Origin of the sequence: Enterococcus sp. 2STP, from assembly GCF_032465635.1 — a bacterium.
Taxonomy (GTDB): domain Bacteria; phylum Bacillota; class Bacilli; order Lactobacillales; family Enterococcaceae; genus Enterococcus_B; species Enterococcus_B lactis.
Genome location: NZ_JAWDJH010000001.1, coordinates 1 through 25,439 on the forward strand (window position 1 = coordinate 1; position 25,439 = coordinate 25,439).

Consider the following 25,439-nt stretch of genomic DNA (forward strand, 5'->3'; position numbering starts at 1 on the left):
ATATATATGATTTTATTTAATTCAACCCTTATTTTCCCTAAATAATAAAGCTTAAAAAAGTTTTTTTAAATTTTTTTATTATTAGAAACTTATAATTTAAATTTATTATGTAGATGATAATTAATTTTTAATAGAAATTTTAATAATTAATAAAATAACATGTTTTTTAGTTTTTATTCGGGTACTTAGGTAGGATACGCTTAGAAGTAATGGAAGAGTTAAAATAATGAGCCTAATTTTGTATTAAATCCTATATACAGAGTTCATCGTGATGAACGTCGATATACTGGTATACTTTTCTACACAGACATAGCGATCCCATCAGCACCAACCAAAGAGAAATCCTATGGTAATTCACAAGTTTTGCCTAGGGATTACACCAGGAAAAATGAGATTGAACTAGTCGTAAAAGAAATGGCGGAACAAGTAGCAATACGCATTAGACAGCATAATTGTAAAACGGGATGTGTCCATTTAAACATTGGTACATCGATCTTAGAAACGAGACCAGGGTTCTCACACCAAATGAAAATACCTGTTACGGATAATACGAAGGAACTGCAGAATTATTGTCTTTTCTTATTTGATAAGTATTATGAAGGACAAGAAGTCCGCCACGTCGGAATCACTTACAGCAAGCTAGTTTATACTGATTCGCTTCAGCTGGATTTGTTTAGTGATCCACAAAAACAGATTGATGACGAAAAACTAGACAAAATAATAGATAAAATTAGGTAGAAGTATGGTTTTACGTCAATTGTACATGCTTCTTCGATGTTAGAAGGCGCTCGTAGTATTACTAGAAGTACATTGGTTGGTGGCCATGCAGGCGGCGCAGGGGGGCTTAAAAATGATTGACTATAACGATCGAGGACGGTCGAAATGGGCAGGGTTCTATTTATCAGATCACACGGAAGAAATTGATGCGGACAATGAGCAGCGAGTCAAATCAAAACTTAGCAAAAGAACAAATGGCGACTGAAGAGATTTCAAAAATATTGAAGACGGCGCTAATAAAAAATAGATCTGTCTGTATCCAAAAAGAAGAACGAAACGTTGAGGGGGATTATCCAGATGACATTGTAGGGAAAATCTTAGGCGGTGATGAACTTGGTATCTACGTGGGTGATAATAAAGTTCACTACGACGAAATACGTCATATCGAATTTTACCAGGAATATAAATGGAGTCACTTAGAATGAACATAATTCAGCAATATGAGTTAAAGTATATAACATGTACAGTATTATAGAATCGTAGTAATATAACGAACTAAAATGTAGAAACTAAAAAAATATAGTCCGCCCCAAAGTTACGCTAAAAATCTAACTTTGGGACGGGCTATAACTAGTCTTTTTCGAATTTCCTTTTATCAGAAATAGTAAAGAGAAAAATAGTATTTACAAGAAGCCATCCAATAATAAAAATATATAATGGGTGCATGTGATTAAATTTAGAGATTAAAATAAATAGTGCTGATAAAAAATTGACTATTCCCACTCCAAATGCTTTTTTCTTCATAACTAGTGCCTCCATATAATAAAGTTTCAATTTCAACCATTAGATAAAAATTTTTCTATCTGGCTTTTACTAATTGTGCCTTCTTGTTTTTTACTAACTTTTCCTTTTTCAACATAAAGAATTGCTGGTACTACTTTTATATCTAAATTATTTAATTCCTCCACTAGTTTATCTTGATCTTCTTTTCGTGCTTTATCAGTGTCATAATAAAGTATTGTTTCTTTCCTACTATTTAACACTGATTTTAAATTTGGAAGAAACTTTTGACATTCTTCACATGAAGGTCTACCTACATATACATAGCCACTGCCTTTATTATCAATTAACTTTTGAATTTGTTCATTGTTTGTGTTAACTAAAGGTCCGAAATTTTTTTGATTACAATAGAAAAATAGTATACTACTTATTAAAATAGTAAGTGTTAGTATAAAAATAATACTTTTTTTTTCACTATCATAAACGTACTCCCTTTTATAAGTTAAAACAAGCTATAACACCAGCAATATCTGCAGCACCTATCGTACAAACACCAGCAATACAAGCAGCACAAATAGGTGCTACAGCAGGACAAGCAGCTATACAAGTTCCAGCAATTAAGTAAGCAACTGTTGCATTTATACCAGCAATTGCAGCTATGCACCCAGCAATTGCTCCAATACCTCTATCATTTACTTCTCTACTTTCTCTTACATTTTCTTTAAGGCTAACTAGACCTTCTTCTAACGCAGAATTATCTACATAATCTAGGTCTGTTTGCTGGGTACTTGTTTTATTACCTTCGATATAAGAACTAATAACAAACTTATTGTTTTTGCTCTTTGTGATTAAAGATTCAGAATAAGTTACTACATTTTCATTCTTATCGAATACTATTGTTAAATTACTAAAATAACTATATTTTTCTCCTTCTACTGGAACAGAAATAGATTTGAATATCATACCATCTTTCTCAATTGATAACACTTTTGAGTCGTTCCAAGCTAGAGTAGTATTTTCACCATTAATAATTATTTTTTTGCTATTGATTTTATTCATTGCTAGATTTCTTGTCGCTGTAACAATTGCTGGATCAGTAACTTCTTGTGAACGATTAGCGATACTTTGCATTTTATCAAAAGAAGTATTTAATTTTTTAGAACCATTACTTGCTACTCCTTCTGTTGGTTTAACCGCCTCAGCATTTACAATATTACTTGCTACAGGTAGTGCTAATGCCAGTAAAATAGTAACTAGCATTATTTTAACAACTTTTTTCAGTTCAAAAATTTTGTCATTTTATTGTTCCTCCATATTTTTTATATTTTGCTACAACAATGCTACACTAACAGATTATCTTACCATGTATAAGGTTACATTTTCATAACTCCTTTCATTTATTTTGTTAAACTAAGTTTACTATCTAAGAAAATGTGTTGGATTAAATGAACAAAAATGCGTCACGGGTATTCTAATTATGTAATATAATAAATATCTATTCTAATTAAACGGGTATATATAGCAAAAAAACTAGGCATATTAAGTCTAGTTTAGAGTTAATGTATTTTCTAAATATTAAAACTATAACTTTTTTATTTGGCAATTACAGTTTCAACTTCAGAAGCTTCCAGTTTGAAACCATCACATATTCAGGCTACTATTATCTTTTTGTTTTTTTATTATAGAGTCACAATATTTCTATCTTTCCACAATTAAATGGCATAACTGAAAAAACTAGTACTTATGTAGAATCTTAAGTTGAAATTCTTTTAGTTCGATAATCTTTTTTTCCATTTTCAATATCTTTAAAAGTGAATAAAAATCATCAAAATTTACATCAATATGCCCTTCAATAGTTTCTAAGAGATTTTCAAAGTACAAAACCATGATTCTTCCATAAATACATTGGGGAAACTCAGCAATTTTTTTTAATCCGTTAAAAAATAAGTTGATAATATCTTTGTTCTGTCTTTCAAAACCAAGTACCGTACCATTTAAAAAGAAGTTTGTCATCAAGGACTGGTAATAAGGATTAGAGGAATTGGCTAAAATAATATCTTTGGAGCTATTAAACAATGCAATAATCATTTCATCAGAAAATGCGAACATTAAATTCATAAAAGTTGTTAGTTCAAAATGTTGCCATTTTTCAATTTTAAATAAGTAGTCACAAATAATAGAGATTTCTTTTTTATATTTATTAGGTGAAAAATTATCTTTTTTGAAATCTAACATAGTCAATGCTTCAAACCATAGAACATAATAGTAAATATCTTGTGTTTCTTGGTATATTTCTTCAATTTCAGCAATTAAATTATTATCTATGACATCTTTATAATATTGTTTTGAAAAGCGGTAAGCCAACTGTCGTTTTTTAGTAAACTCTCCATCGTTTAACATTATTTGAAATTCTTCTAGTCTAATATTCATCTTGTCCAAATATAGAAATAGGGTATGACTAGACAACTCTGTACCTCGGTTCTCAAATGAAGAAAGAGTAGTTCTTGAACTAACACCTTCGGATAGTTTTTGTTGTGTATATCCTCGTTCTATCCTTAGTTTTTTAAATAAATTAGCTTGATTCATGTTCTTTCACCTTCTTAGACGCATTTTTGTACACGTTTTATTATATAACGTTGGTAGAAATTATACTATATCTAAATAAAACAATTGAAAGGGGGATTATTTAGATGTTTTTATCATATGACGTTCTACCACCATGGGAAATTGAGGTAGAATAAAGGTATATAACATTAGTAATATAACCTCGTATCACGGGTATATTTTTTAAACAAATGAGTTATACTGACTCTATAATTTCTAGGACTGATAGAATTTTCTGTCGGCCCTAGATTTTTTTGTAAAAAAACAAACAGACATTATATCGGCCGGCTTTTTGGGCCAATAATACTCCTTTAAAATGGCCAGAATAGAAAATGCAGATCGCCTGGTTGTCTCTAGGCTTAAAAAGATATATGAAAAAAGGAAGATAAATCTTTTAGACATAGCATTCAGCAATTACTTCCTAAAATCAAGGAGTATAAAAGTAATTTGTTAACACACTTCTTTTAAAATTAATTAAAAAAGTAGAAAAGTATACTGGTATACTTTTCTACTTTCAGGCTGTGACAAGACTTTTTTCACAGCCTTTATTTAGTATTAGATAACTCGATGACTCAACAATAATCCGTGAGTTTTTTCGCCCATTCTTTGTCAATTCATAACAGGTTAGTGGTCGACCAATCTCCAAATATCTGATTCTTTCATTCAGTATATCTTGTTCCACCAAAAAATTTAAATATTTCTTGACGGAGATACGTGAAAGTGCACTTTTTTGAGCCAGTTCTTTTGTTGAAAAAATAGTCTCTTCTTTTAGGATAGATGCACTGATTTTTTTTAAAGTCAGTTTTGACAGACCTTTAGGCAAATCAATGAATGAAGATGCTTCGTGAATGGGAGTAGTATGATTGAATACTTGATCGATCAATTTCTGATCTGCTTTTTCAGCCGTTTGGATCGTCTGAGAGAAAGCAAGGTATTTTTCAATCGCCAACTGGAAACGTTGCAAAGTGAAGGGTTTGATCAAATAATCTAAGGCACCATATCGGATCACATTTTTTATGGTTTCGATATCATCTGCAGCGGTTATCAAGATCACTGGGATATCGTTTCCTTGCTGTCTCAGCCAAGATAAAAAATGGATACCACTTTCGCCAGGCATATATACATCAAGCAACAGCAGATCTGCGTTTTTTTGTCTGAAATATTTTTTTCCTTCTTCTACATTTCTGAAACTTTCGATTACGTTCATATTAGGTATACTTTCCACAAACGTACGATTCAATTCTGCAACCATTGGATCATCTTCAATTATTAGGACATTTGTCATCATTTTGATCTTCCTTTTTTGGTAATTCTAGATAGACGATTGTACCGCCATTTGCTTGTTTGGAAAATTCTAAGATCCCACCGTGACGTTTGACAATTGAATGGATGATATTCAACCCATATCCACGATTGATTCCTTTCGTCGAAAAACCTAGCGTAAATATTTTTTCTGAGATTTCTTCTGATATTCCGACACCGTCATCGCAGACGGTCACGATGAATACTTCCGCTTCTGTGTCATAGTTTAAATGGAGCCGAACCTGTCCGTTTCTTTCAGGCATTTGAAGTACGGCTTCTTTAGCATTATCAAGTAAGTTCCCTAACACTTGCAAAAGTGAATGGATGGAGTCGTCCATCTCCATTTTAGGGATAAAAGAATCGCTTTCTAACAACATTTCAACAGATTGTTCTTTGGCTTCGTTTATTTTTCCTAATAAAAAACCGGCAATCGCAGGGACTTTGATCAGATTTGAGACTTGACCAATCTCTTTTTTATAATTTTGATTTAGCTGTTGGATAAAATGGGTGACTTCTTCATATTTCTTCAAGTCAATCAAGCCAGAAATGACGTGAAGTTTATTCATAAATTCATGAGTTTGAGCTCTCATAGAGTTTATATATTGTTTCGTCCCCCCGAGCTCCTCCATTAATTTCATTACTTCTGATCGATTTCGTAAAGTTGCGACTGCTCCTAAAAAACGGTCATTGCTAAAAAGAGGTGTAACGCTAGAAATAGTTTCTATCCCATTTAAATACATGGATTGAGTCCGAACAGTCGTTTGGTGCTCGATTGTCTCTTTAAACAATACGTCATATAGATTATCGCTGATTTTTTTCCTACTTCGAAATCCGACAGCCGTTTTGTTTGATAGAAAATATTTTTTGCAGGTGTATTGATCAAGAGGATAGTTTTATCAGAAGAGATGGCCAATATTCCTTCATCTACTTCATTTTCGATAATCGTTTTTTCACTTAACTGTTCCGCTATTTCTTGTGGTTCAAGTCCAAGCAGTACTTTTTTCATTTTTTGGGCAAGAAAAACGGCGCCTATGATGCCTACGCTAAGTCCGATGATCAATGAAAAAACAATCATTTTTTGTCCATCTTTGACCTGATTGTCGATCGTGTTGTTCGTCAAGCCAACACAAACTGCACCAATAATCTCTTGATCATAATAAATAGGGACGAAATAGCGGAAGCCGAACCCTAACATTCCTTCTTTTTCAGAGAAAAATTCTTGTCCTCCAATCACTTTTTTCACATCTTCATGACTTGAGAAAGGAAGGCCGATGTAACTTGGGTCTGCGTGAGAATATCGAATGCCTTCAGGGTCCATGACAACAATAAAATCTAAATTCGATGCCACCATGATTTCATTCGTGATTCCTTGAATCACATGTGTCGGATCACCAGTCTGAAGCTTTTTTTGGATGAGTTTATCGCTGGCAACGATTTTAGCGATGCTAGAGATTCTATCTGACACACTAGATCGGTTCATCGAAAGAATAAAATTCCTAATCAATATGGCAGAAACAATCAAAGAAACGAATGTGGAGAAACAAACGACAAGAATGATCGTATTTTGGAGCTTTAATGGTTTTTTCTTAAGGAAAGGAAACATAGGCTACCTCGAAAGAATTTATTGTGAAAATTTTAACATGAAAAATGAAAATTAACAAATTGGCATTGATAAATAGAAGCTTTCTATGAATAAATACCTTTGAATCGGTGAAAGAAGCTATACAGAATTTTCAAACATTGGTATGATAGACGTAGAAAGGGAAGGAGGCGTGTATATGATAGGGGGAATCGCACTTGAGACGATTTATTGGTATACATTGCTGATTTGTGCGGGGTTGGCAGTTCTTTTGATTATTTTTGGAGATGTCTTCGACTTTGATGGCCCACTTGATCCAATGCTTATTATCCCTTGGCTAACTTTTACAAGTTTGTTTGGTTTTCTTGGTGAGCGTCTAACGGATCAATCCTCTTTATTTTTATTTATTGCCAGTGGAGCCATATCGACAGTTTTGGTATTTTTGCTTAATTTCTATCTATTGATGCCGATGAAACATGCCGAATCAACGATGTCGTCTTCTGAAAAGACTTTGGAAGGGCAAGTAGCTGTTGTGATCACACCAATCCCTGTACGGGGCATGGGAGAAATCCAATTAAAAAGTGTTACCGGTTCCATTAGTCGTCCTGCTTGTTTCTACAGCCCCCAAGAACAGATAGCGGAGCGGGGAACGAAAGTATTGATCATTGAGATCAAGGAAAGAATCTGTTATGTCATGCCTTATGAAAGCATGATAAAAGCTTAAAGGAGCGTGTGTTAAATGGGAATACCAGTTGTTTTTATCGCGATCGCAATCGCAGCGTTGATTTTGCTGATGCTACTGATCGTCTTTGTAGCGAAGTACCAAACAGCAAAACCAGATGAAGCGTTGATCATCAGTGGAAGTTATTTAGGAAGCAAAAATGTACACAAAGATGAAAGTGACAACAAAATCAAAATCGTGCGAGGTGGCGGAGCGTTCGTCTTACCGGTTTTCCAACGTTCGAATCGAATCAGTCTATTATCTAGCAAATTGGACGTTTCTACTCCAGAAGTGTATACAGAACAAGGCGTACCGGTGATGTGTGACGGTACTTCGATCATTAAAATTGGTTCTTCTGTAGAAGAGATTGCTACAGCAGCAGAACAGTTTTTAGGTAAGACTAGAGAAGAATTGGAGAATGAAGCAAGAGAAGTATTGGAAGGTCACTTACGTTCGATTCTAGGTTCTATGACTGTAGAAGAAATCTACCAAAATCGTGATAAGTTCAGTCAAAGCGTACAAGAAGTCGCTTCTGTAGACCTTGCAAAAATGGGATTGATCATTGTTTCTTTCACTATCAAAGAGGTCAGAGACAAAAATGGTTATCTTGACTCTTTAGGGAAACCAAGAATCGCCCAAGTCAAAAGAGATGCAGATATAGCAGAAGCAGAAGCTTTAAAAGAAACGCGTATCAAAAAAGCTCAAGCAGAAAAAGAATCACAAGCAGCTGAATTACAACGACAAACAGAAATCGCAGAATCATTGAAAGAAAAAGAATTGAAACTAGCAACCTACAAACAAGAACAAGATGTTGCTAAAGCGAAAGCAGACCAAGCCTACAACTTGGAAAGTGCCAGAGCACAACAACAAGTAATCGAGCAAGAAATGCAAATCAAAATCATAGAACGTCAAAAACAAATCGAATTAGAAGAAAAAGAAATTACACGTCGAGAAAAGCAATACGATTCGGAAGTGAAGAAAAAAGCAGATGCCGATCGTTACGCTAAAGAACAAGAAGCACAAGCTCAAAAAGTCAAAGAAGTGACCGAAGCAGAAGCCGAACGTTTCCGTGTGGAAGCACTAGCAGAAGCGGAAGCCAATAAGACAAGGTTAGCTGGACAGGCAGAAGCAGAAGCAGCATTAGCAAAAGGAAAAGCAGAAGCCGAAGCAAAACAAAAAATTGCCAATGCCTTCAAGGAATATGGCGAAGCAGCTGTCTTGAGTATGGTTATCGATATGCTACCGCAATTGATGCGCGAAGCAGCACAGCCGCTAGGAAATATCGAAAAAATCTCTGTTGTCGATACAGGAAGCAGCTCAGGAGAAACCAGTGGAGCGAACCGAGTGACAAATTATGCCACAAACTTGCTTTCTACTACTCAAGAAACATTAAAAGCGACAACAGGACTTGACTTGAAGGAAATCGTAGAGAATTTGTCGACACGTGGGACTACTAGCCAAGTAAATATGTATGAAGCACCAAAAGAGGCAGAACAACACTCGATGAAGGAAGAATAAAGTAGTATACTTCACCGATCAATAAAAAATGGAGGAAGACTTTTCAAGTTCTTCTCTCCATTTTTTTATGTTATTTCAAAAGAAAATCAGTCCTCGCTATTTTTCTTTTGTTTTTGGATCTTAGCTTCTATCTCTTGTAAACTTGTTCGCAGCAATTGTTCTTTCTTTTGGAGTTCGACTAAATCTTCTGATAGTTCTTCCTTCTTTTCTGTTTCAGGCGGACGAAGAAAGAAATTGATACCGATTGCAATGAATGTTCCTATAAAAGTATCTAGTACTCGTTGGATCGCGTACAAAGCAGATTCACCTTGAGGGATACTCAATGCGATCAGCAATAACGTAGCGATTGCGGAAATGATGCCGGAATTATTGTTGATGCCGTCTGACACGACAATCACAATAATTACTAGAATAGGAAGCAGGATCAATTCTACCAAAAAATCATTGTGAAAATAGCTTTTGACAAAAAAATAAATGATAGCTAGTGTACCACCTAATGTGTTGCCAATGATCCTAGATTTTCCAAAAGAAACGGTTGTAGTCAAGTCCTGACGCAAAGAAAAAACAGCAGATAATGCAGCAATCATTGGGATTCCTCGTTGAGTCAAATGAAAAAACAAGATACATAAAAAAACAGCTAAGGCACTTTTGATCGTACGCATACCTAGTCGAAAACGGCCAAATTGCATAGAGATTCTCCTTTTTGTTCTTTTTACCATCATACCTAAACTTTTGTCTGATAGCTAGTTTTTCATTATTCAAGTATAATTAAAACAGAAAAAGGGGGGAGTAAATGCGTATAGGAATGCGAACAATCAAAACGGTGATCAGTGTCTTCTTTTCAATGGTCACAGCGGGTAGCTTATCGCTATTGTATTGGCCAGCTGCAGGAATCATTGCATTATTGAGTGTGGGAAATACAAAACGCTCTACATTGCGTACAGGGATGAATCGAATCGCAGCCTTTATATTAGCTACGGCAACAGCGCTGTTCAGTTTTTTTGCTGTTGGGTATACTATTTTTGGCTTCAGTCTTTTTTTATTCCTGTTCATCCCGCTTGCCTCTCGCTTCAAATTAACTGAAGGAATCGTCGTAAATTCGGTTTTGGTCACTCATTATTTAGTGGAGGAAAACATGTCTTGGCAGCTGATCGGCAATGAAGCGGGATTAATGGCGATTGGATTAGTATTTGCTTTGCTTGCGAATGTCTATATGCCAGATCGTACGAAGCAGCTGAAGGAAAACCAAATACAGATTGAAAAAGAATTTCGGAATATCTTGAGACAAATGGCAGAATTTCTTTTATCGGAAAATAAAGGAGATGTGCAGATTAAATGCGAACATTTGCTGACATTCATTCGCGAAAGCCAAGAAGATGCCAGAGAACATCAAGAAAACTACTGGCTCAGACAGCCGCTATACTATGAAACTTACTTCTCTATGAGACGAGCACAGGTCAATGTGATTAAAGACATGTTGGAAAATCTAGAGCGGATCCAACAACCGGCTTATTATGGAAAACATATCTACGGTTTATTGATTTATACGGCAGAAACATTTTCAGAGTCAAATGATGGCAGACAAATATTAGCACGTATTGAAGAAGTTTATGTATTGTATCGGCAAATGCCTCTGCCGACTAGCCGCCCTGAATTCGAGGACCGAGCAGAATTGTTTCAGTTTTTGCAGTCTTTTAAAAGTTTTATTGAAATCAAGGCAGAATTCTCCCAACAAAAAATCAAAAAATAGAGGTTTTGAATTCAGCTAATACTCAGGTCAAAACGCTGATTTTACAACCTCTTCTTTAAACGGTGTTCTCCTGCCAACTCCTCGGTCACAAGTCACAATATTCAACAAACATGAGAAGCTGTTTTTTTGAAACTGCTCCTTGTGACTCGGAGCTGAACGGCAGGCTCACGACCTCTTGGTATAAACGGTGTTCAAAAAGCCAGTTTCTCGGTATTAAGCCAAATTTATGCAAAAATGTGGAAAGCCATTTTCACAAAATTTTTCTTAATACTCGAAACTAAGCGGCTTTTTCACAACCTCTTCTTTAAACGGTGTTCAAAAGCTTGCATCTGCGGCAATAAGTCCAGCCAAACGAAAAATAGGAGGAGCTATTTTTGTTTGGCTGTTCTTATTACTTGATGCAGACCAGCTTTTTCACGACCTTTTAAAATTACATATTTTTCCATAAAACTTGCATTTGATCCAAGATGTCGATGACATCTTTTGTCAAGAAGAGAGAACGATTTGGCAAGTCACCTTCGATCATGTGTACCATATTGTTTATTTCGTAATTCATGGCTTCAGAAGTACGCCCGCTTTCGATGAATTCCTTCGTACCGTCTGTAAATAGGATCTCCGCACGATCCGCACGAGGATAATCAGCAATCGTCACATAGCCGTTTTCAAAGGCAACGATCCCGACTTTTGGCATTTTTGCCTGAAAAGTCAAGCTGACAGCAGCAAGTTCATTTTCTTTGTTACGCAAAATAGTGACTGATTGCTCGTCTACGCCTGTTTCAAAAGGGACCATTGTAGAGGCAACTACTTCAGGCTGAGAACTCAAAAAGAAACGAGCGAAAGATACCGCATACGTACCGATATCCAATAGAGCTCCACCAGCTAATTCAGGATTGAAGAATCGGTTTTCTGGATCTGGTTCCTTATAACTGCCGAAAGGTGCTTGGATCATTTTTAAAGCCCCTAGTTTTCCTGTATCCATTATTGAGCGTAATTGCTGATAAAGCGGCATGTTGAAGATAGTCATGGCTTCTGCTAAAATCAGATTCTTTTCTTCTGCTAAACGCATAGCGTCAGCCAGTTCTTTTTTGTTCATCGTGATGGCTTTTTCGCATAAGACGTGTTTGCCTGCTTCCAATGCTGCCAAGATATGGTCGATATGCTGTTTATTTGGTACAGCAATGTATATGATGTCGATTTCAGCATCGTCTAACATTTCTTGATAGCTTCCGTAAGCTTTTGGAATATTGTAACGGTGTGCGAATTTTTCCGCTTTTTCTGAAGTTCTGGAAGCAACCGCTGTTAGTTCACTTGTCTCTTGATTGAAGCTTTCGGCAAACTCATGTGCGATGGTACCTAGACCAACGATTCCCCATTGATATTTTTTCATCTGAAAACGCTCCTTCATAGTTGGATTGAGATTCTTTTCTGTCTATCATTATAACAAAAATCACGAAGAATGAAGGGGAGAGGACTTGAAACATTAAAAAAAATGAAAGCAGCGATTTAACAGGTGCTTTTTGACTAAAACTTAAGTAGAATAGTTAAAAGGAGGGGATAAACGTGCATCAAGTATATATTGATCTTATTATGAGTGTATTATTGGAACAGTTTGAAACTGAAAAAAACTTTTTAGATGAATACTTGCTGATCAGCCCAGAACAATGGCAAAAATGGAAAGATGGCGAGAAAAATTTGCCTTCTGAAGCGATGCAGAAAGTAAAAAATCTTTTCACTGATTATGAATGGATGCTTACGCAAAAGATTTTGCGTCAAACGATTATTTTTCCCGAGAAACGAAATATTGCTGTTGCAGAGTATAAACAAATTAAAACACGTATCGCGCAAAAATGGCTAAGCAGCAAAGCAGCAAAAGTCGAGCTGATCCCTTTGAAAAACAATCAGCAGGCTGGTAGGTACCTTGACTTGAAAGTAAGTATTCAATATGATGAATGGGGCTATGACGATATTTTGAATTTTCGTCTGCCAGCAGATGTTCAAAAACAGATTGAAGGAGAAAAAATCGAACTTCTTGATTGGGTGAATGAAAATCTGGAAGAAACTTACGTTCATGATACGAACGGGGAACGTGAAGAACAACGAAAGGATTTTTCAAGTGAATAAATTTTTAGGAATTGGAGCAGTTGTGATTATGATCGCAGCAATGGGCTATGTTATTTTTAGCGATGATGACGCGCATGTTCAAGCCGGCAATCAAACGGTCGAACGAACAAGCACCAAAACAACTGCTAGTAAAGAAAAGAACAGTCAAACAACAAGCAGCAAGGCAAAGGACAAAGAAACACAAGATCGTACATCCAAACAATTGCCAGATGTTAAAACAGACGATTGGCAGCTAGTTTTGGTTGGTCCAGATCACAAATTAGAAAAAGAAATCGATGAGTCTACTCAATTGGCATCATTGAGTAATGGATATTTGATCGACAAACGTATTGCTCCGGAATATGAAGCATTTGCTAAAGCTGCCGAAGAAGCTGGGTTTCCGTTAGTTATGGTTTCAGCTTACCGGTCTGTATCATCCCAACAACAAGTTTTCGAACAAAATGTCCAAGATGTGATGAGTCGCCAAGGTGTATCAGAAGAGGAGGCGACAAAAATCACTAAAGAAACGATTACGGAGCCAGGATACAGCGAACACCACACAGGTCTGGCAGTCGATGTCGTTGATCAAAACTGGTACAACAGTTATCCTTCTACTGTATTGGATGCAAGTTACGGAGATCAGCCTGGAGCTAAATGGATTGCAGAGAATGCTGCGCAGTATGGATTTATCGTTCGTTATCCAAAAGGACGCGAAGATATAACTAAAATCACATATGAACCTTGGCACTTACGTTATGTCGGTAAAGAAAATGCTGAGTATATCACCAAACACCAATTGACGCTAGAAGAATATCTGAATGAATTAAATGAAAAGTAGGAATTGATCATGGCGAAAAAAAAGTGGAAAAAGCAAAAGCGTAAGAATATCCGTTGGCCAGCAGTGGTTGCCGGTGTAGTAGTGATACTCCTAGCCTTTGTTTTTTCCTTGAAGAATCTGTCTTCTCCTTTTACTGATAATCAGCAAGAAAATGAAGCGCAATCCCATCAGCAATTTATTGAACGGCTTGTTCCACATGCCCAAGAACTACAAGATGGTTATGGAGTGCTTCCTAGTATCATTTTAGGACAAGCTATATTAGAATCGAATTGGGGAAAAAGTACCTTGGCTAGCAAATACAATAATCTTTTCGGGATCAAGGCTTATGGGGATCAGAAGAAAGTAAGCCTGGAAACAAAGGAATTTGTTAACGAAGAATGGATAACTATCCAAGGAGACTTCAAAGTGTATGATTCATGGGAACAGTCCATGGATGACCATACACAACTGTTCGTCCAAGGAGTAGATTGGAATCCTGCACTGTATGAAAAAGTGATTACGGCCACCAATTATCAGGAAGCCGCACAAGCATTGCAAGATGCAGGTTATGCGACAGACCCCGGTTATGCGCAAAAAATCATCCAGGTCATCGAGACGTACCAGTTGAATCAGTATGACCGGAGATAGCAAAGGAGAAGTGGCTGATGGCAGAACAATTTACGCCGGAAATCATGACGGAATTGAGAAAAGATATCGTAAGAGTACCGGAAATCATTTTAGAAGCAAGCGGGATCAAGATATTTGGAAAATTGATTCGTTCGATCATCTTTACTACGGATATCGCAATCATACGAAATACAAATGCGAATGCAGTAATTGCTGTGTATCCTTTTACACCACATCCAGCAATTACTAAAAGTATCATTGAGGCAGCTGATATTCCGGTTTTTTCCGGTGTAGGAGGCGGATTGACACAAGGTGCTCGTTCTTCTTACATGAGCATGTTTGCAGAAGCGCAAGGTTCTTTAGGGGTCGTTTTGAATGGTCCTACGCCTTTAGAGACAGTAAAAGAAGTTTGTCGAGTAGTTGATATCCCAGTTATCAGTACGGTAACATCGAAATATACAGAAATTGATGAAAAGCTAGCAGCTGGTATTTCGATTATCAATATCAGTGCGGGAAAAGAAACTGCAGAAGCAGTACGTCATTTTCGTAAAAAGTATCCTGAACTTCCTATTATTGCGACAGGCGGACCAACGGAAGAAAGTATTGCTGAGACCATTCAAGCAGGAGCAAATGCCATCACGTATACGCCGCCAAGTAGCGGAGAGCTTTTTAGTCGTAAAATGGAAAAATATCGGGAAACTGAAAAAGGAAACATGGATAACAGGTAAGAAGTAGAGGCTGGGACAGAAGCGTTTAACTCCAAGAAATAAGAAGGAATTCACGAAATTTGCTTTTCAAATTTTTGTGAATTTCAGCTTATTTCCGAAGGAGTTGCTTCTGCTTCCGTCGTTTATACGTATTTAGAGCGTGAGACAAAAGTGTTCTTTACTTTTGTCCCACGCTCTTTTTCCGGATAAACGGTGTTCTCCTACCAATTCCTCGGTCACAAGTCACAATATTCATCAAACATGGGAAGCTGTTTTTTTTAAATTGTTCCTTGTGACTCGGGGCTGAACGGCAGGCTCACGACCTCTTTTATACTTGGTCCTATTTGTTCGATATTCAGAAATAAAAGAAGATTTTTTTGTTTTTTTATCTGTAATGTACATATAAATGGTCGGAATATGTTGTTATTATTAGCATTACGTCAAAAAAATGTCTTGATTTATTGAAGCGCTTTCTATAGAATGAAAAACGAATAAAAACTAAAAAAGGCACCCGGCAATTTAGTAGCAGCTAAATCACCGGGGCTTGAAAAGTCAGCGGGAACTGACCAATCAAGTTGCCATAGTCAATGCTTGTGCATCGACGTGTATATTGTACCTAATTTCATACAGAATTACTAGTTATTTTTTCTGATTTTTTAGGGAATAATATACGCAGAGCGGCACGCTTATTTAGCTATGTCAAGGATATTGGACGGTTGTCTGATATCCTTTTTTCTTTGCGCAATTATCCTCCCATCATTGAAGCAAGAAGTATTTGTAGCGATGGAAAAAGAATCAGCACTATCTAATTTTCCTTGAAAGTATTGAGTTGTTCATCCTAGGCAGAACAAAAAGGCAAGCCTTGGTTTTTATTCGCCTTAAAAAAAGATGGTTTTATAAATATATACTGTATAAAAATACAGTATATTGAAAAATATCAATGGAAGTAGAGGTGTAGAAAATGAAGAAAAAAATGAGAATCATCTTAGCATTAAGTGTTATGTTATTATTCTTGACAGCTTGTGGGCAAGAGGATGACGAAAAAATCACGTTGAACATGGCTTGGTGGGGTTCACAAGTTCGACACGATGCAACGGTAAAAGTAATCGAGCTTTACGAAGAAAAAAATCCTCATGTGACGATCGAGTATGAATTCTATGATTATGAAGGATATTACACAAAATTAGGTACGCTAGCAGCATCAGATGATATCTGGGATATTTTTCAATTAAATAATCAGTTTCCTCAATACATCAATCAGATTGAACCATTAGATGAATATGTGGAGCAAGGGATAATTGATGTTTCTAATGCAGATGAATCCTATTTGGCAACGACGATTTACGACGGGCAATTAGTTGGACTGTCCAACGGGGTGAACTCGTTTGCGATTGCTTACAATAAAAATATATTTGAACAATTAGGTATTCCTGAACCTGCTTCCAATTGGACATGGGAAGAATTTGAGCAAATCAGCTATCAAATCACTGAAGAATTAGGGATCTATGCTATTTCAAGGTTCGAAGATTTTATAGCTGGCTGTATTATTCAAATACCGCAAGTTGAGAAAGGATTGAATTTTTATAATCAGGAGGATTTATCTAACAGCTTGGGATTCGAAAATCCGGATTATTTAACAGATTTTTTCCAGCTGCGTAAAAATCTGGTAGACAAAGGTGCCCATCCAGAACCGGGTGGAGGAGCTGCAAGTACGACAGATCTGTCTTTTCAGGCAGTTAGAGATAGCGAAGCAGCGATGGTTTTTCTATCAAGTAACCAGTTGACAGAAATTTTGTCAGGCGCTCCTGAAGACATGGAAATTCGATTGATTAATCCCCCTCGCAGAAAAGCAGATGGAGAATCTGGTATTCCTTTACGTTCTTCGCAAATGCTGAGTATGGCAAAAAATTCAGCGCACAAAGAAGAAGCGGCTAAATTTATTGATTTCTTCCAAAACAGTGAAGAAGCCAATGAGATTTTAAAAGGAGAACGCGGTGTACCAATCATGTCCAATATTCGAGAACAACTCGCTCAGACAGATGATACAACTTTACAAGCGACATTCGACTATTTAGAAATGATCTCCGATATGGACAACGGTGAAGTAAATGTTTTTGATAGTGCTTTAAATCCAGAGATCCAAGATCAATACAATCTTTTGGTAGAAAAAGTCATCTATGAAGAAATGATAGCAGAAGAAGCAGCAGAGAGTTTTTATGAGTTTGCTTCAAACGTTCTGGAATAGTAACAGGAGGAAAGCATGAAAAAAGAAAAACTAAAACGATTCATGAATCAAGATAACGTGGTCGGTTACGTATTTGCTTCTCCATTTATTCTAGGATTTCTATTGATAACGGTGATACCGATGATCTTGTCTCTTTATTATTCGTTTACCGATTATCGTCTGGGGAATCCAGTCTCATGGATCGGCTTGGATAATTATATAAAAATGCTAAGTGATGCTCGTTTTTTGAACTCCATTCGAGTTACTTTTCTCTATGTATTCGCCTCTGTGCCTGTGAAACTGATCTTTGGTCTATTGATTGCTTATCTTTTAACGCGAAATATCAAAGGGACAACTTTCTTTCGTTCTTTGTATTATGTACCTAGTTTGATTGGCGGTAGTATTTCTATTGCTCTAGTGTGGCGAGAATTGTTTTCTAAAAATGGGTTAGTGAATATTTTTCTAGAACGACTAGGCGCACCAGCACTTTCCTGGTTTGGCGATCAAAAATTGGTCATGATCCCTCTTGTTTTGATGTCTGCTTGGCAATTCGGTTCGGCAATGATCATCTTTGCTGCAGGTATCAAAGAGATCCCAGCCTCGTATTATGAAGCGGCAGAGATCGATGGAGCGAATAAATGGCAGTCGTTTTACAAGATCACGCTACCTCTTCTTTCACCAATCATTTTGTATAACTTGGTCATGCAGACGATTGCAGCGTTTATGACTTTCACGCAAGCGTTCATCATTACCCAAGGTGGTCCGAATGATGCCACGAACTTTTATGCTCTTTATGTGTATAACCAAGCATTCTCTTTTAATTCTATGGGGTATGCTAGTGCTATTTCGTGGATCATGCTGTTGATCATGGGTGCTGTCACCTTTCTGATTTTCAAATCATCAAAAAAATGGGTCGTTGCGTGAACGAGGGAGGAAAAAATGAATAAAACAGTCATGAAATGGTTCCAGTACGGGTTTATTTTGCTATTAGGTCTAGTCATGATTTATCCAGTCTTGTGGATGATCGCAGGTTCTTTTAAAACGGATCAAGAGATTCTGAGTGGTTCACTGAATTTGATTCCAGAAACTTTTCGATGGGAAAATTACGCAGAAGGATGGGCAGGTTTTGCTGGAATCTCATTTTTCACGTTCTTTAAGAATTCGTTTGTCATCTCTGCGGTATCAACGATCGGGACAGTGCTGAGCTCGACTTGTATTGCTTACGCATTATCGAGGATCGATTTCAAAGGAAAAAGGTTCTGGTTCGTCGTCATGTTAGTAACGATGATGATTCCTGCACAAGTGATTTTGATCCCGCAGTTTATTATTTACAATCGGCTGAATTTGGTTGGTACGTATGTGCCGCTGATTTTACCGCACTTTTTTGGACAAGCATTTTTTATTTACCAGATCATGCAATTCATGGTTGGTATCCCCAAAGAGTTAGATGAATCTGCGATTATTGACGGATGCAGCAAATATAGTGTCTTTACCAAAATTATTTTTCCTTTGCTGAAACCTTCGATCATCACCACGATCATTATCCAGTTTTATTGGAAATGGGATGATTTTATGGGACCGCTGATCTATTTGAACAAGCCGAGATCTTATACCGTATCGATTGCCATCAAATTATTTGCAGATGCTGGATCTAGCACGACTTACGCCAGTATGTTTGCGATGTCTACGCTGTCTCTGCTGCCGGTTTTTCTGATTTTCTTATTCTTCAATAAATATCTCGTTCAAGGAATCAGTACAAGCGGCTTGAAAGGCTGAATATGAAAAAGCCAATAGAGGAGATGTTTCTTTACAAGATCAACTACTATTTCTGTCGGATTTTTTTAACCAGTCTTATCAGTCATGGTCTTTTCGCTTTTTTCCTAGGATGTTTTTTCACTTTAGGATTAACGCTTTCTGCTCATGTTGTCTATCTGATTTATTTTTTGATGATGTATCCTGCTTATTATCTATCTGCCCATTATTTGGCGGAAAAGAAGGTAGGTTGGCGGAAAGAAAAAATCAAAAGGTCATGTTTCATTGTTGCGTTGTTTCAGCTGTTCGTTCTTATTTTTGCAGCTGATTGGTATTTGTTCATAGAAAAGGCTGATGCTTGGTATCTGATTCCTTTTCTATTGTGTCTGTTGCTTTTTGTATCCCATGGTTTTTTTAGTACGCTAATTGATGTCTGCAAAGAAGAGAAAGCAGATAGTCTTATTTATTTGATCAAAAGGAATATCTGGCTGTTGTCAAAAAACGTCAAAGGGTTTCTGTGGTATTTCTGTCTTTTGTATGGGCTGTTTTGGTGTATACAGTATGATTTTTTACTTGCTGCATTGCTGTATCCTGGACTGCCGTTTGTCACGGCATGCTGGTTAAAAGAAAAGGAGAATGAGTTTAAATGAAGAAAAAATATGTACAAGTCGGTCTTGGCGGAAGAGCTCGCTTTTTTTATGAGGCAATTGCCTCTACGTATCATCAAACTTGTGAACTGGTCGGTTTTTGTGATGTGTCTCAAACAAGAATGGATTATGCAAATCGAGTACTTGTGAATAAGTATGGACAGAAGAAAGTAAAGACATGTATGCCATCGCAATTTGAACAGCTACTGGATGATGTACGGCCAGATGAAGTCATTATTACGTCAGTAGATCGAACGCATCATGATTATATCATCCGTGCAATGAGAAAAGGGTATGATGTTATTTGCGAAAAACCTCTGACTATTGATGAGGAAAAAGCGCAAGAAATAATAACTGTCCAAAAACAAACGGGAAGGAATCTGCGAGTCACTTTCAATTATCGTTATGCGCCATATCACACGAAGATAAAGGAACTGCTGGAAAAAGACATAATCGGCGATGTTTTCTCTATCCACTTTGAATGGTTGCTGAATACGCAGCACGGGGCAGATTATTTCAGAAGATGGCATCGAAATAAACACAATAGTGGCGGACTTCTCGTGCACAAATCTACCCATCATTTTGATCTGGTGAACTTTTGGTTGAGTAGCCAGCCAAAAAAGGTATTCGCATTTGGTGAATTGAATTTTTATGGAATGCATAATGCGGAAAAACGCGGAGTAGAAACATTTTACAGTCGATGCTATGGAAGCGAACTAGCCAAAAATGATCCATTTGCTATAGATCTATCAGCCAATGAGGAATTACGAGAAATGTATTTAGAAGCAGAAGAAGACAGTGGATACATTCGTGATCGCAGTGTATTTTCCGATGATATCTCTATTGAAGATACGTTAGGAGTGACGGTCAAATACGAGACTGGTACGATATTGACGTATTCGCTAAATGCGTATATGCCGTGGGAAGGATTCAATGTTTCTTTTAATGGCAGCAAAGGACGGATCGAAATGAAAGTGATCGAAAAGTCCTATATCAACGCTGGTGGAGATAAAACAGACGAGGGAGCAGCCGTTCTTCAGTCCATCCAGGTCTATCCGATGTTCGGTGAACCCTATGAGGTAATCGTTGAACAAGAAGCAGGCGGACATGGCGGAGGAGATCCACATTTGTTGGATGATCTATTTGGCGAAGCAAAGGAAGAAGATCCGTGGAATCGAGCAGCAACTCACGTAGATGGTATCCTGTCGATCTTGACAGGAATTGCAGCAAATCACTCTATTGCTTCAGGAAAAGCAGTGGCGATTGACGAACTTGTCAGCTTCAAGGAATAAGAAGGAATTTACGAAAATTATTTCCTGTACGTTATAAATCTGTGCGCTATTGCCGTAGGTTGTCTTTGGAACACTATTTATTCGAAAGGGTTGTGACACGTTTTTTTCACAATCCTTTTTGTGTGGAATAGAATTTTTGGATAAGTGAAAATAAAAATAACTATTTAAACCCGAACAAAAAGGAGTAATGCATTAAAAATCATTAGATTTTACAAAAAAATAAGTAAACCACGTTGTCAGTTTCAGAAAGTAGTGTTAGACTATTTTCAATATTTGAAACAACATTCTTTATTCAAATATGTCAAACTGCCTTCACGTGCAAAACAGTTGCAAGAAAATGATTTTACACTATTATTAGTTTTACATACCTACTTATATATCGTCATAATATGGATGACAGTTTCTAGCCAGTACCGTAAATGCTGGACTATAAGTAAAAGATTGGCTATTTCACCCTTCTTTTCTTATGATAAAGTGGAGGGTGTTTTTCTTTAACAGAAACATAGTAGGTTTTTGCACAAAAGCGGTTTTTTGGTATTAATAAATGATAAAGGAGCAAATAAAGTGAAAGAATTAGTTGAACGTATTCAAAAAGACGGACGTATATTAGGCGAGGGCGTACTAAAAGTCGACAGTTTCGTCACTCACCAAGTAGACCCTGTATTGATGGAACAAATGGGACAACGGTTTGCAGAAGTATTTAAAGAACAAGGAATCACGAAAGTTGTGACCATTGAAGCTTCTGGGATCGCACCAGCTTTATTTGCTGCAAAAGAATTAGGTGTTCCAATGATCTTCGCCAGAAAAGCAAAAAGCTTGACGATGGATGAAGAATTATTGACGGCTTCTGTTTATTCTTTTACGAAACAAGTGACAAGTACGATTTCTATTTCTCGTAAATTCTTATCTTCAGAAGATAAAGTATTGATTATTGACGATTTCTTGGCAAACGGACAAGCGGCAAAAGGATTGATTGAATTATGCCAGCAAGCTGGAGCTCAAGTAGAAGGAATCGGGATCGTCATTGAAAAGTCTTTCCAAGATGGACGTCAGTTGCTTGAAGAAATGGGATTGAGAGTCGTTTCTCTTGCACGTATCGCTTCCTTGACGAATGGACAAGTTGAGTTTCTTGAGGAGGACGCATAATCGTGGAAAAAGAAACACAAAATGGAAAAGCCGCGGTTTTAGGACTGCAGCATCTATTAGCGATGTATGCAGGAGCAGTAGCGGTGCCTCTTTTGATCGGTACAGGACTAGGCTTTAATCAAGAACAGATGACTTACTTGATTTCAATTGATATCTTTATGTGTGGATTAGCAACATTATTGCAATTGACCGTTAACCGATTTTTCGGAATTGGCTTGCCTGTTGTTTTAGGATGTGCGATCCAAGCAGTAGCGCCGCTGATCTTGATCGGAACTAATGAAGGAGTAGGAGCTATTTACGGATCTATTATCGCTTCAGGTATCTTTGTCGTGTTAGTTTCAGGTATCTTTTCTAAAATCAAGAAATTATTCCCGCCTTTAGTAACAGGAACGGTTATCACCGTTATTGGTTTGACATTGATTCCAGTAGCAATTGAAAAAATGGGTGGCGGTAATGCAACAGCGGCTGATTTTGGTGACAAAACAAATCTACTACTTGCATTTGTGACGATTCTCCTCATTGTAGGTGTGCAAATGTTGGCAAAAGGCTTCATTCGTTCCATCGCGGTATTGATTGGTTTAGTCGGTGGAAGCATCTTAGCTGCTTTCATGGGAATGATCGATCTGAGTGCGATTGGAGATGCACCGTTGTTCCATGTCCCACAACCCTTTTATTTTGGTAAGCCAACTTTTGATGTATGGTCGATTTTACTGATGATCATCATTTCCATGGTCAGCATGGTAGAATCAACGGGTGTATATTTTGCGCTTGGTGACATTACTGGGAAGAATGTTGGAGAAGAAGAATTGAAAAAAGGGTATCGTGCAGAAGGACTTGCCGTTATTTTAGGCGGTATTTTTAATACATTCCCTTACACAGGCTTTTCTCAAAATGTCGGATTGGTTCAACTTTCGGGTATCAAAACGAGAAAACCTATCTACTTCTCTGCGTTCTTCTTGATTGTTTTAGGATTATTCCCTAAAATCGGTGCGTTAGCACAAATCATTCCTGAGCCGGTACTTGGTGGAGGAATGTTAGTCATGTTCGGGATGGTGGCAGTCCAAGGAATCCGTATGCTGTTGGAAGTTGATTTTAGCAATGATAAAAATCTATTGATTGTTGCTGTTTCTGTTGGATTTGGGCTAGGTTTCAATATTACGCCGACATTATTCAGTCAAATGCCTCAAACATTGCAAATGTTCACTGGCAATGGCATCGTAATGAGTAGTATTACGGCGATCATATTGAATCTGATCTTTAATGGTTTAAAAAAAGATGAAGAAATAGTAGAAGAAGCCTTCAAAAAATAATGAAGTAAAAGAAAAGTTGTGAAACCAGCGTTTTGAGTGAATAGCGAGGATCAGCTGATTGAATACCATTTATACTAAAAAGGATGTGACATCACTTTTGTCACATTCTTTTTTTATGTATTGGATAAATACGAACAATAAAATGATTTTCTTTATTAATATTCGAAATTTCTTTGACATCAAAAAATACGATTGTTAAAATATGGGTGTAGAAAAACTGGGAGGAAAAACAATGACAGCAAAAATCTCTGTGATCATGGGGAGTACTTCAGATTGGGAAACAATGAAAGAAGCATGTCAAATATTGGAAGAATTCGGTGTGTCTTATGAAAAAAAAGTCGTTTCTGCTCATCGCACACCAGATTTGATGTTTGAATATGCACAAAGCGCTCGAGAAAAAGGAATCAAAATCATTATTGCAGGAGCAGGTGGAGCCGCCCATCTACCGGGGATGGTTGCGGCAAAAACAACTTTGCCGGTTATCGGCGTACCGGTCCAATCACGAACATTAAATGGTTTAGATTCGCTTCTGTCGATTGTTCAAATGCCTGGAGGCGTGCCTGTGGCTACTACGGCAATCGGAAAAGCTGGAGCAATTAATGCTGGACTACTTGCGATACAGATGCTTTCCATGTATGATTTAGAATTGGAGGCTAAATTGGCTGAAAGACGTTCAATGTTGGCTAAAACTGTTATAGAAAGTAGTGATCAACTTGGTTAAACCTTTGTTGCCTGGTTCAACGATCGGGATCGTCGGCGGCGGTCAATTAGGTCGTATGATGGCGATTAGTGCAAAAGAAATGGGCTTTAAAGTAGGTGTGCTGGATCCTGTAAGTGATTGTCCAGCCGCACAAGTTGCAGATTGGCACATTGAAAGTGTCTATGATGACACCTTTGCGCTGAAAGAGCTTGCTAGAAGAACAGATGTCATTACCTATGAATTTGAAAATGTCAGTGTAGAGGCGCTAAATGCGATCTTACCCATGTCATTTATTCCTCAAGGGACAGACTTGCTTGCGATTACGCAAGACCGCCTATTGGAAAAATCTTTTTTGGAAACGAACAACATCGTGATTGCTCCTTATGCAACGATCGTCAGTCCGACAGATATCCAAGATGCGATTGACGGGATCGGTTATCCTTGCGTTTTGAAAACCACTCGAGGCGGTTATGATGGCAAAGGGCAGTATGTTTTGAAAAGTCGTGCAGACTTGGCCCCTGCAATGGATCTTTTAAGAGAAGGAACCTGTGTTTTAGAAGCTTGGATCCCATTTGAAAAAGAGATTTCGATCATGGTGGCAGGAAATGGACAAGGAGATTTCACAACTTTTCCGGTCGTGGAAAACATCCATCGAAACAACATTCTGCACGAAACGATTGCTCCAGCCGCGATTGATCAGGATGTGATTGAGGAGGCTGAGCGTATTGCCCGTGTGATTGCAGAAGCAGTAAGCCTTTCAGGTGCTCTAGGGGTAGAAATGTTTTTAACAAAAACAGGCGGGCTATATGTGAATGAATTAGCCCCTCGTCCTCACAATTCTGGGCATTATTCTATCGAAGCTTGTTCTATGAGTCAGTTCGATGCCCATATTCGAGGTATTTGCGGCTGGCCATTAGGAGAAAAAGTGCGTCTGACAAGCAATGCAGTGATGGTCAATGTTTTGGGAGAACAACTGTTGGAAAGCTATCGCTTGATTGAGAATAAGCCAGACTGGCAATTCCATTTCTATGGAAAAAAACAAGCGAAAAAAGGTCGCAAGATGGGACATATCACTATCTTGACAGAAGACATCCAGCAAACGCTGGAAGAAATCAAACAAACGAATATTTGGGATTAGAGGAGAAA

At 37.4% G+C, this 25,439-nt stretch carries 24 protein-coding genes, 3 pseudogenes and 1 riboswitch; of the genes and pseudogenes, 18 read left to right on the forward strand and 9 right to left on the reverse strand.

The genetic code is table 11. The features are described from left to right. Nucleotides 1–303 precede the first annotated feature (303 nt). Nucleotides 304–858: pseudogene (locus RWU19_RS00005) on the forward strand (type VI secretion protein ImpB); the annotation flags it as partial. After that, nucleotides 851–1,202: pseudogene (locus RWU19_RS00010) on the forward strand (hypothetical protein). The pseudogenes RWU19_RS00005 and RWU19_RS00010, both read left to right, overlap by 8 nt. A gap of 145 nt (nucleotides 1,203–1,347) precedes the next feature. On the opposite strand, the gene RWU19_RS00015 reads toward RWU19_RS00010, so the two are convergent. From RWU19_RS00015 to RWU19_RS00040, 7 genes and pseudogenes are all read right to left on the reverse strand, one after another. Further along, nucleotides 1,348–1,521, reverse strand: a complete 174-nt coding sequence (locus RWU19_RS00015; protein ID WP_185022592.1) for a hypothetical protein — start codon at nucleotides 1,519–1,521, stop codon at nucleotides 1,348–1,350. 32 nt (nucleotides 1,522–1,553) lie between these two features. Continuing rightward, on the reverse strand, nucleotides 1,554–1,958 hold the full coding sequence (locus RWU19_RS13955) for a thioredoxin family protein (protein ID WP_123838109.1): 405 nt from the start codon (nucleotides 1,956–1,958) through the stop codon (nucleotides 1,554–1,556). Nucleotides 1,959–1,992: 34 nt separating this feature from the next. Then, nucleotides 1,993–2,757 (reverse strand): hypothetical protein, encoded by a 765-nt coding sequence (locus RWU19_RS00020; RefSeq protein WP_123838108.1) that lies wholly within the window; start codon nucleotides 2,755–2,757, stop codon nucleotides 1,993–1,995. 474 nt (nucleotides 2,758–3,231) lie between these two features. Continuing rightward, complete coding sequence (locus RWU19_RS00025) at nucleotides 3,232–4,083, reverse strand: Rgg/GadR/MutR family transcriptional regulator (protein ID WP_123838107.1); 852 nt, start codon at nucleotides 4,081–4,083, stop codon at nucleotides 3,232–3,234. Nucleotides 4,084–4,673: 590 nt separating this feature from the next. Beyond that, nucleotides 4,674–5,389: pseudogene (locus tag RWU19_RS00030) on the reverse strand (response regulator). Continuing rightward, on the reverse strand, nucleotides 5,364–6,143 hold the full coding sequence (locus tag RWU19_RS00035; protein ID WP_047937444.1) for a sensor histidine kinase: 780 nt from the start codon (nucleotides 6,141–6,143) through the stop codon (nucleotides 5,364–5,366). Before RWU19_RS00035 ends, RWU19_RS00030 begins: the two are co-directional and overlap by 26 nt. Next, nucleotides 6,134–6,883 (reverse strand): histidine kinase, encoded by a 750-nt coding sequence (locus tag RWU19_RS00040; protein WP_042958814.1) that lies wholly within the window; start codon nucleotides 6,881–6,883, stop codon nucleotides 6,134–6,136. The genes RWU19_RS00035 and RWU19_RS00040 overlap by 10 nt, the downstream gene beginning before the upstream one ends. A gap of 298 nt (nucleotides 6,884–7,181) precedes the next feature. Here RWU19_RS00040 and RWU19_RS00045 point away from each other — a divergent pair, with 298 nt between their 5' ends. Continuing rightward, nucleotides 7,182–7,706: an NfeD family protein gene (locus RWU19_RS00045; RefSeq protein WP_002292922.1), complete on the forward strand. Its 525-nt coding sequence runs from the start codon at nucleotides 7,182–7,184 to the stop codon at nucleotides 7,704–7,706. A gap of 15 nt (nucleotides 7,707–7,721) precedes the next feature. Then, nucleotides 7,722–9,221: a flotillin family protein gene (locus tag RWU19_RS00050; RefSeq protein ID WP_002292923.1), complete on the forward strand. Its 1,500-nt coding sequence runs from the start codon at nucleotides 7,722–7,724 to the stop codon at nucleotides 9,219–9,221. An 86-nt stretch (nucleotides 9,222–9,307) separates the two neighbouring features. Here RWU19_RS00050 and RWU19_RS00055 read toward each other — a convergent pair whose 3' ends face one another. Next, complete coding sequence (locus tag RWU19_RS00055; RefSeq protein WP_010732731.1) at nucleotides 9,308–9,910, reverse strand: FUSC family protein; 603 nt, start codon at nucleotides 9,908–9,910, stop codon at nucleotides 9,308–9,310. 104 nt (nucleotides 9,911–10,014) lie between these two features. Between RWU19_RS00055 and RWU19_RS00060 the strand changes: the two genes are divergently transcribed. Continuing rightward, nucleotides 10,015–10,971 (forward strand): aromatic acid exporter family protein, encoded by a 957-nt coding sequence (locus RWU19_RS00060; protein ID WP_002315171.1) that lies wholly within the window; start codon nucleotides 10,015–10,017, stop codon nucleotides 10,969–10,971. A gap of 430 nt (nucleotides 10,972–11,401) precedes the next feature. Here the strand turns inward: RWU19_RS00060 and RWU19_RS00065 are convergent, their stop codons facing one another. Beyond that, nucleotides 11,402–12,358 carry a Gfo/Idh/MocA family protein gene (locus RWU19_RS00065; protein ID WP_002293271.1) on the reverse strand — a complete coding sequence of 319 codons (957 nt, stop codon included), beginning with the start codon at nucleotides 12,356–12,358 and terminating at the stop codon, nucleotides 11,402–11,404. Between the two features lie 173 nt (nucleotides 12,359–12,531). Here RWU19_RS00065 and RWU19_RS00070 point away from each other — a divergent pair, with 173 nt between their 5' ends. The 13 genes from RWU19_RS00070 to purK all read left to right on the forward strand — a co-directional run bounded on the left by RWU19_RS00070 (nucleotide 12,532) and on the right by purK (nucleotide 25,431). Then, nucleotides 12,532–13,092, forward strand: a complete 561-nt coding sequence (locus RWU19_RS00070) for a hypothetical protein (protein WP_002293272.1) — start codon at nucleotides 12,532–12,534, stop codon at nucleotides 13,090–13,092. Then, nucleotides 13,085–13,909: a D-alanyl-D-alanine carboxypeptidase family protein gene (locus RWU19_RS00075; protein ID WP_002329114.1), complete on the forward strand. Its 825-nt coding sequence runs from the start codon at nucleotides 13,085–13,087 to the stop codon at nucleotides 13,907–13,909. The genes RWU19_RS00070 and RWU19_RS00075 overlap by 8 nt, the downstream gene beginning before the upstream one ends. Before the next feature lie 9 nt (nucleotides 13,910–13,918). Beyond that, entirely contained in the window at nucleotides 13,919–14,536 is a 618-nt protein-coding gene (locus RWU19_RS00080; RefSeq protein WP_002315168.1) for a glycoside hydrolase family 73 protein, read from the forward strand. A 17-nt stretch (nucleotides 14,537–14,553) separates the two neighbouring features. Then, the gene (locus RWU19_RS00085) at nucleotides 14,554–15,243 is read left to right on the forward strand and encodes a hypothetical protein (protein WP_002293277.1); all 690 of its coding nucleotides are present in this window, start codon (nucleotides 14,554–14,556) and stop codon (nucleotides 15,241–15,243) included. Nucleotides 15,244–16,183: 940 nt separating this feature from the next. Continuing rightward, the gene (locus tag RWU19_RS00090; RefSeq protein ID WP_123838105.1) at nucleotides 16,184–17,467 is read left to right on the forward strand and encodes an ABC transporter substrate-binding protein; all 1,284 of its coding nucleotides are present in this window, start codon (nucleotides 16,184–16,186) and stop codon (nucleotides 17,465–17,467) included. Between the two features lie 15 nt (nucleotides 17,468–17,482). Continuing rightward, nucleotides 17,483–18,370, forward strand: coding sequence for a sugar ABC transporter permease (locus tag RWU19_RS00095; RefSeq protein WP_316002785.1), 888 nt, complete (start codon nucleotides 17,483–17,485; stop codon nucleotides 18,368–18,370). 15 nt (nucleotides 18,371–18,385) lie between these two features. Beyond that, on the forward strand, nucleotides 18,386–19,222 hold the full coding sequence (locus RWU19_RS00100) for a carbohydrate ABC transporter permease (RefSeq protein WP_002292245.1): 837 nt from the start codon (nucleotides 18,386–18,388) through the stop codon (nucleotides 19,220–19,222). 2 nt (nucleotides 19,223–19,224) lie between these two features. Further along, a complete protein-coding gene (locus RWU19_RS00105; protein ID WP_104866741.1) occupies nucleotides 19,225–19,848 on the forward strand; it encodes a hypothetical protein in 624 nt (207 codons plus the stop codon). Then, nucleotides 19,845–21,137, forward strand: coding sequence for a Gfo/Idh/MocA family protein (locus tag RWU19_RS00110; RefSeq protein ID WP_123838103.1), 1,293 nt, complete (start codon nucleotides 19,845–19,847; stop codon nucleotides 21,135–21,137). Before RWU19_RS00105 ends, RWU19_RS00110 begins: the two co-directional genes overlap by 4 nt. Nucleotides 21,138–21,489: 352 nt before the next feature. Beyond that, a riboswitch (purine riboswitch) is annotated at nucleotides 21,490–21,587 on the forward strand. Nucleotides 21,588–21,701: 114 nt separating this feature from the next. Next, complete coding sequence (locus RWU19_RS00115; RefSeq protein WP_002292242.1) at nucleotides 21,702–22,283, forward strand: xanthine phosphoribosyltransferase; 582 nt, start codon at nucleotides 21,702–21,704, stop codon at nucleotides 22,281–22,283. Nucleotides 22,284–22,285: 2 nt separating this feature from the next. Next, nucleotides 22,286–23,593, forward strand: a complete 1,308-nt coding sequence (locus RWU19_RS00120; protein ID WP_002292241.1) for a nucleobase:cation symporter-2 family protein — start codon at nucleotides 22,286–22,288, stop codon at nucleotides 23,591–23,593. A 232-nt stretch (nucleotides 23,594–23,825) separates the two neighbouring features. Beyond that, nucleotides 23,826–24,314, forward strand: a complete 489-nt coding sequence (gene purE / locus RWU19_RS00125; RefSeq protein ID WP_002315162.1) for a 5-(carboxyamino)imidazole ribonucleotide mutase — start codon at nucleotides 23,826–23,828, stop codon at nucleotides 24,312–24,314. Then, nucleotides 24,307–25,431 carry a 5-(carboxyamino)imidazole ribonucleotide synthase gene (gene purK / locus RWU19_RS00130; protein WP_002309493.1) on the forward strand — a complete coding sequence of 375 codons (1,125 nt, stop codon included), beginning with the start codon at nucleotides 24,307–24,309 and terminating at the stop codon, nucleotides 25,429–25,431. The genes purE and purK overlap by 8 nt, the downstream gene beginning before the upstream one ends. Nucleotides 25,432–25,439 lie beyond the last annotated feature (8 nt).

Excerpts from the sequence above, each read along its gene's own strand:
- RWU19_RS00095 (WP_316002785.1), top strand. The coding sequence starts at position 17,483 with ATGAAAAAAGAAAAACTAAAACGATTCATGAATCAAGATAACGTGGTC.
- RWU19_RS00080 (WP_002315168.1), top strand. The coding sequence starts at position 13,919 with ATGGCGAAAAAAAAGTGGAAAAAGCAAAAGCGTAAGAATATCCGTTGG.
- RWU19_RS00085 (WP_002293277.1), top strand. The coding sequence starts at position 14,554 with ATGGCAGAACAATTTACGCCGGAAATCATGACGGAATTGAGAAAAGAT.
- RWU19_RS00100 (WP_002292245.1), top strand. The coding sequence starts at position 18,386 with ATGAATAAAACAGTCATGAAATGGTTCCAGTACGGGTTTATTTTGCTA.
- RWU19_RS00105 (WP_104866741.1), top strand. The coding sequence starts at position 19,225 with ATGAAAAAGCCAATAGAGGAGATGTTTCTTTACAAGATCAACTACTAT.
- RWU19_RS00110 (WP_123838103.1), top strand. The coding sequence starts at position 19,845 with ATGAAGAAAAAATATGTACAAGTCGGTCTTGGCGGAAGAGCTCGCTTT.
- RWU19_RS00040 (WP_042958814.1), bottom strand. The coding sequence starts at position 6,883 with ATGAACCGATCTAGTGTGTCAGATAGAATCTCTAGCATCGCTAAAATC.
- RWU19_RS00055 (WP_010732731.1), bottom strand. The coding sequence starts at position 9,910 with ATGCAATTTGGCCGTTTTCGACTAGGTATGCGTACGATCAAAAGTGCC.
- RWU19_RS00090 (WP_123838105.1), top strand. The coding sequence starts at position 16,184 with ATGAAGAAAAAAATGAGAATCATCTTAGCATTAAGTGTTATGTTATTA.
- RWU19_RS00025 (WP_123838107.1), bottom strand. The coding sequence starts at position 4,083 with ATGAATCAAGCTAATTTATTTAAAAAACTAAGGATAGAACGAGGATAT.
- RWU19_RS00060 (WP_002315171.1), top strand. The coding sequence starts at position 10,015 with ATGCGTATAGGAATGCGAACAATCAAAACGGTGATCAGTGTCTTCTTT.
- RWU19_RS00015 (WP_185022592.1), bottom strand. The coding sequence starts at position 1,521 with ATGAAGAAAAAAGCATTTGGAGTGGGAATAGTCAATTTTTTATCAGCA.
- RWU19_RS00035 (WP_047937444.1), bottom strand. The coding sequence starts at position 6,143 with ATGTATTTAAATGGGATAGAAACTATTTCTAGCGTTACACCTCTTTTT.
- purE (WP_002315162.1), top strand. The coding sequence starts at position 23,826 with ATGACAGCAAAAATCTCTGTGATCATGGGGAGTACTTCAGATTGGGAA.
- RWU19_RS00045 (WP_002292922.1), top strand. The coding sequence starts at position 7,182 with ATGATAGGGGGAATCGCACTTGAGACGATTTATTGGTATACATTGCTG.
- RWU19_RS00050 (WP_002292923.1), top strand. The coding sequence starts at position 7,722 with ATGGGAATACCAGTTGTTTTTATCGCGATCGCAATCGCAGCGTTGATT.
- RWU19_RS00020 (WP_123838108.1), bottom strand. The coding sequence starts at position 2,757 with ATGCTAGTTACTATTTTACTGGCATTAGCACTACCTGTAGCAAGTAAT.
- RWU19_RS00065 (WP_002293271.1), bottom strand. The coding sequence starts at position 12,358 with ATGAAAAAATATCAATGGGGAATCGTTGGTCTAGGTACCATCGCACAT.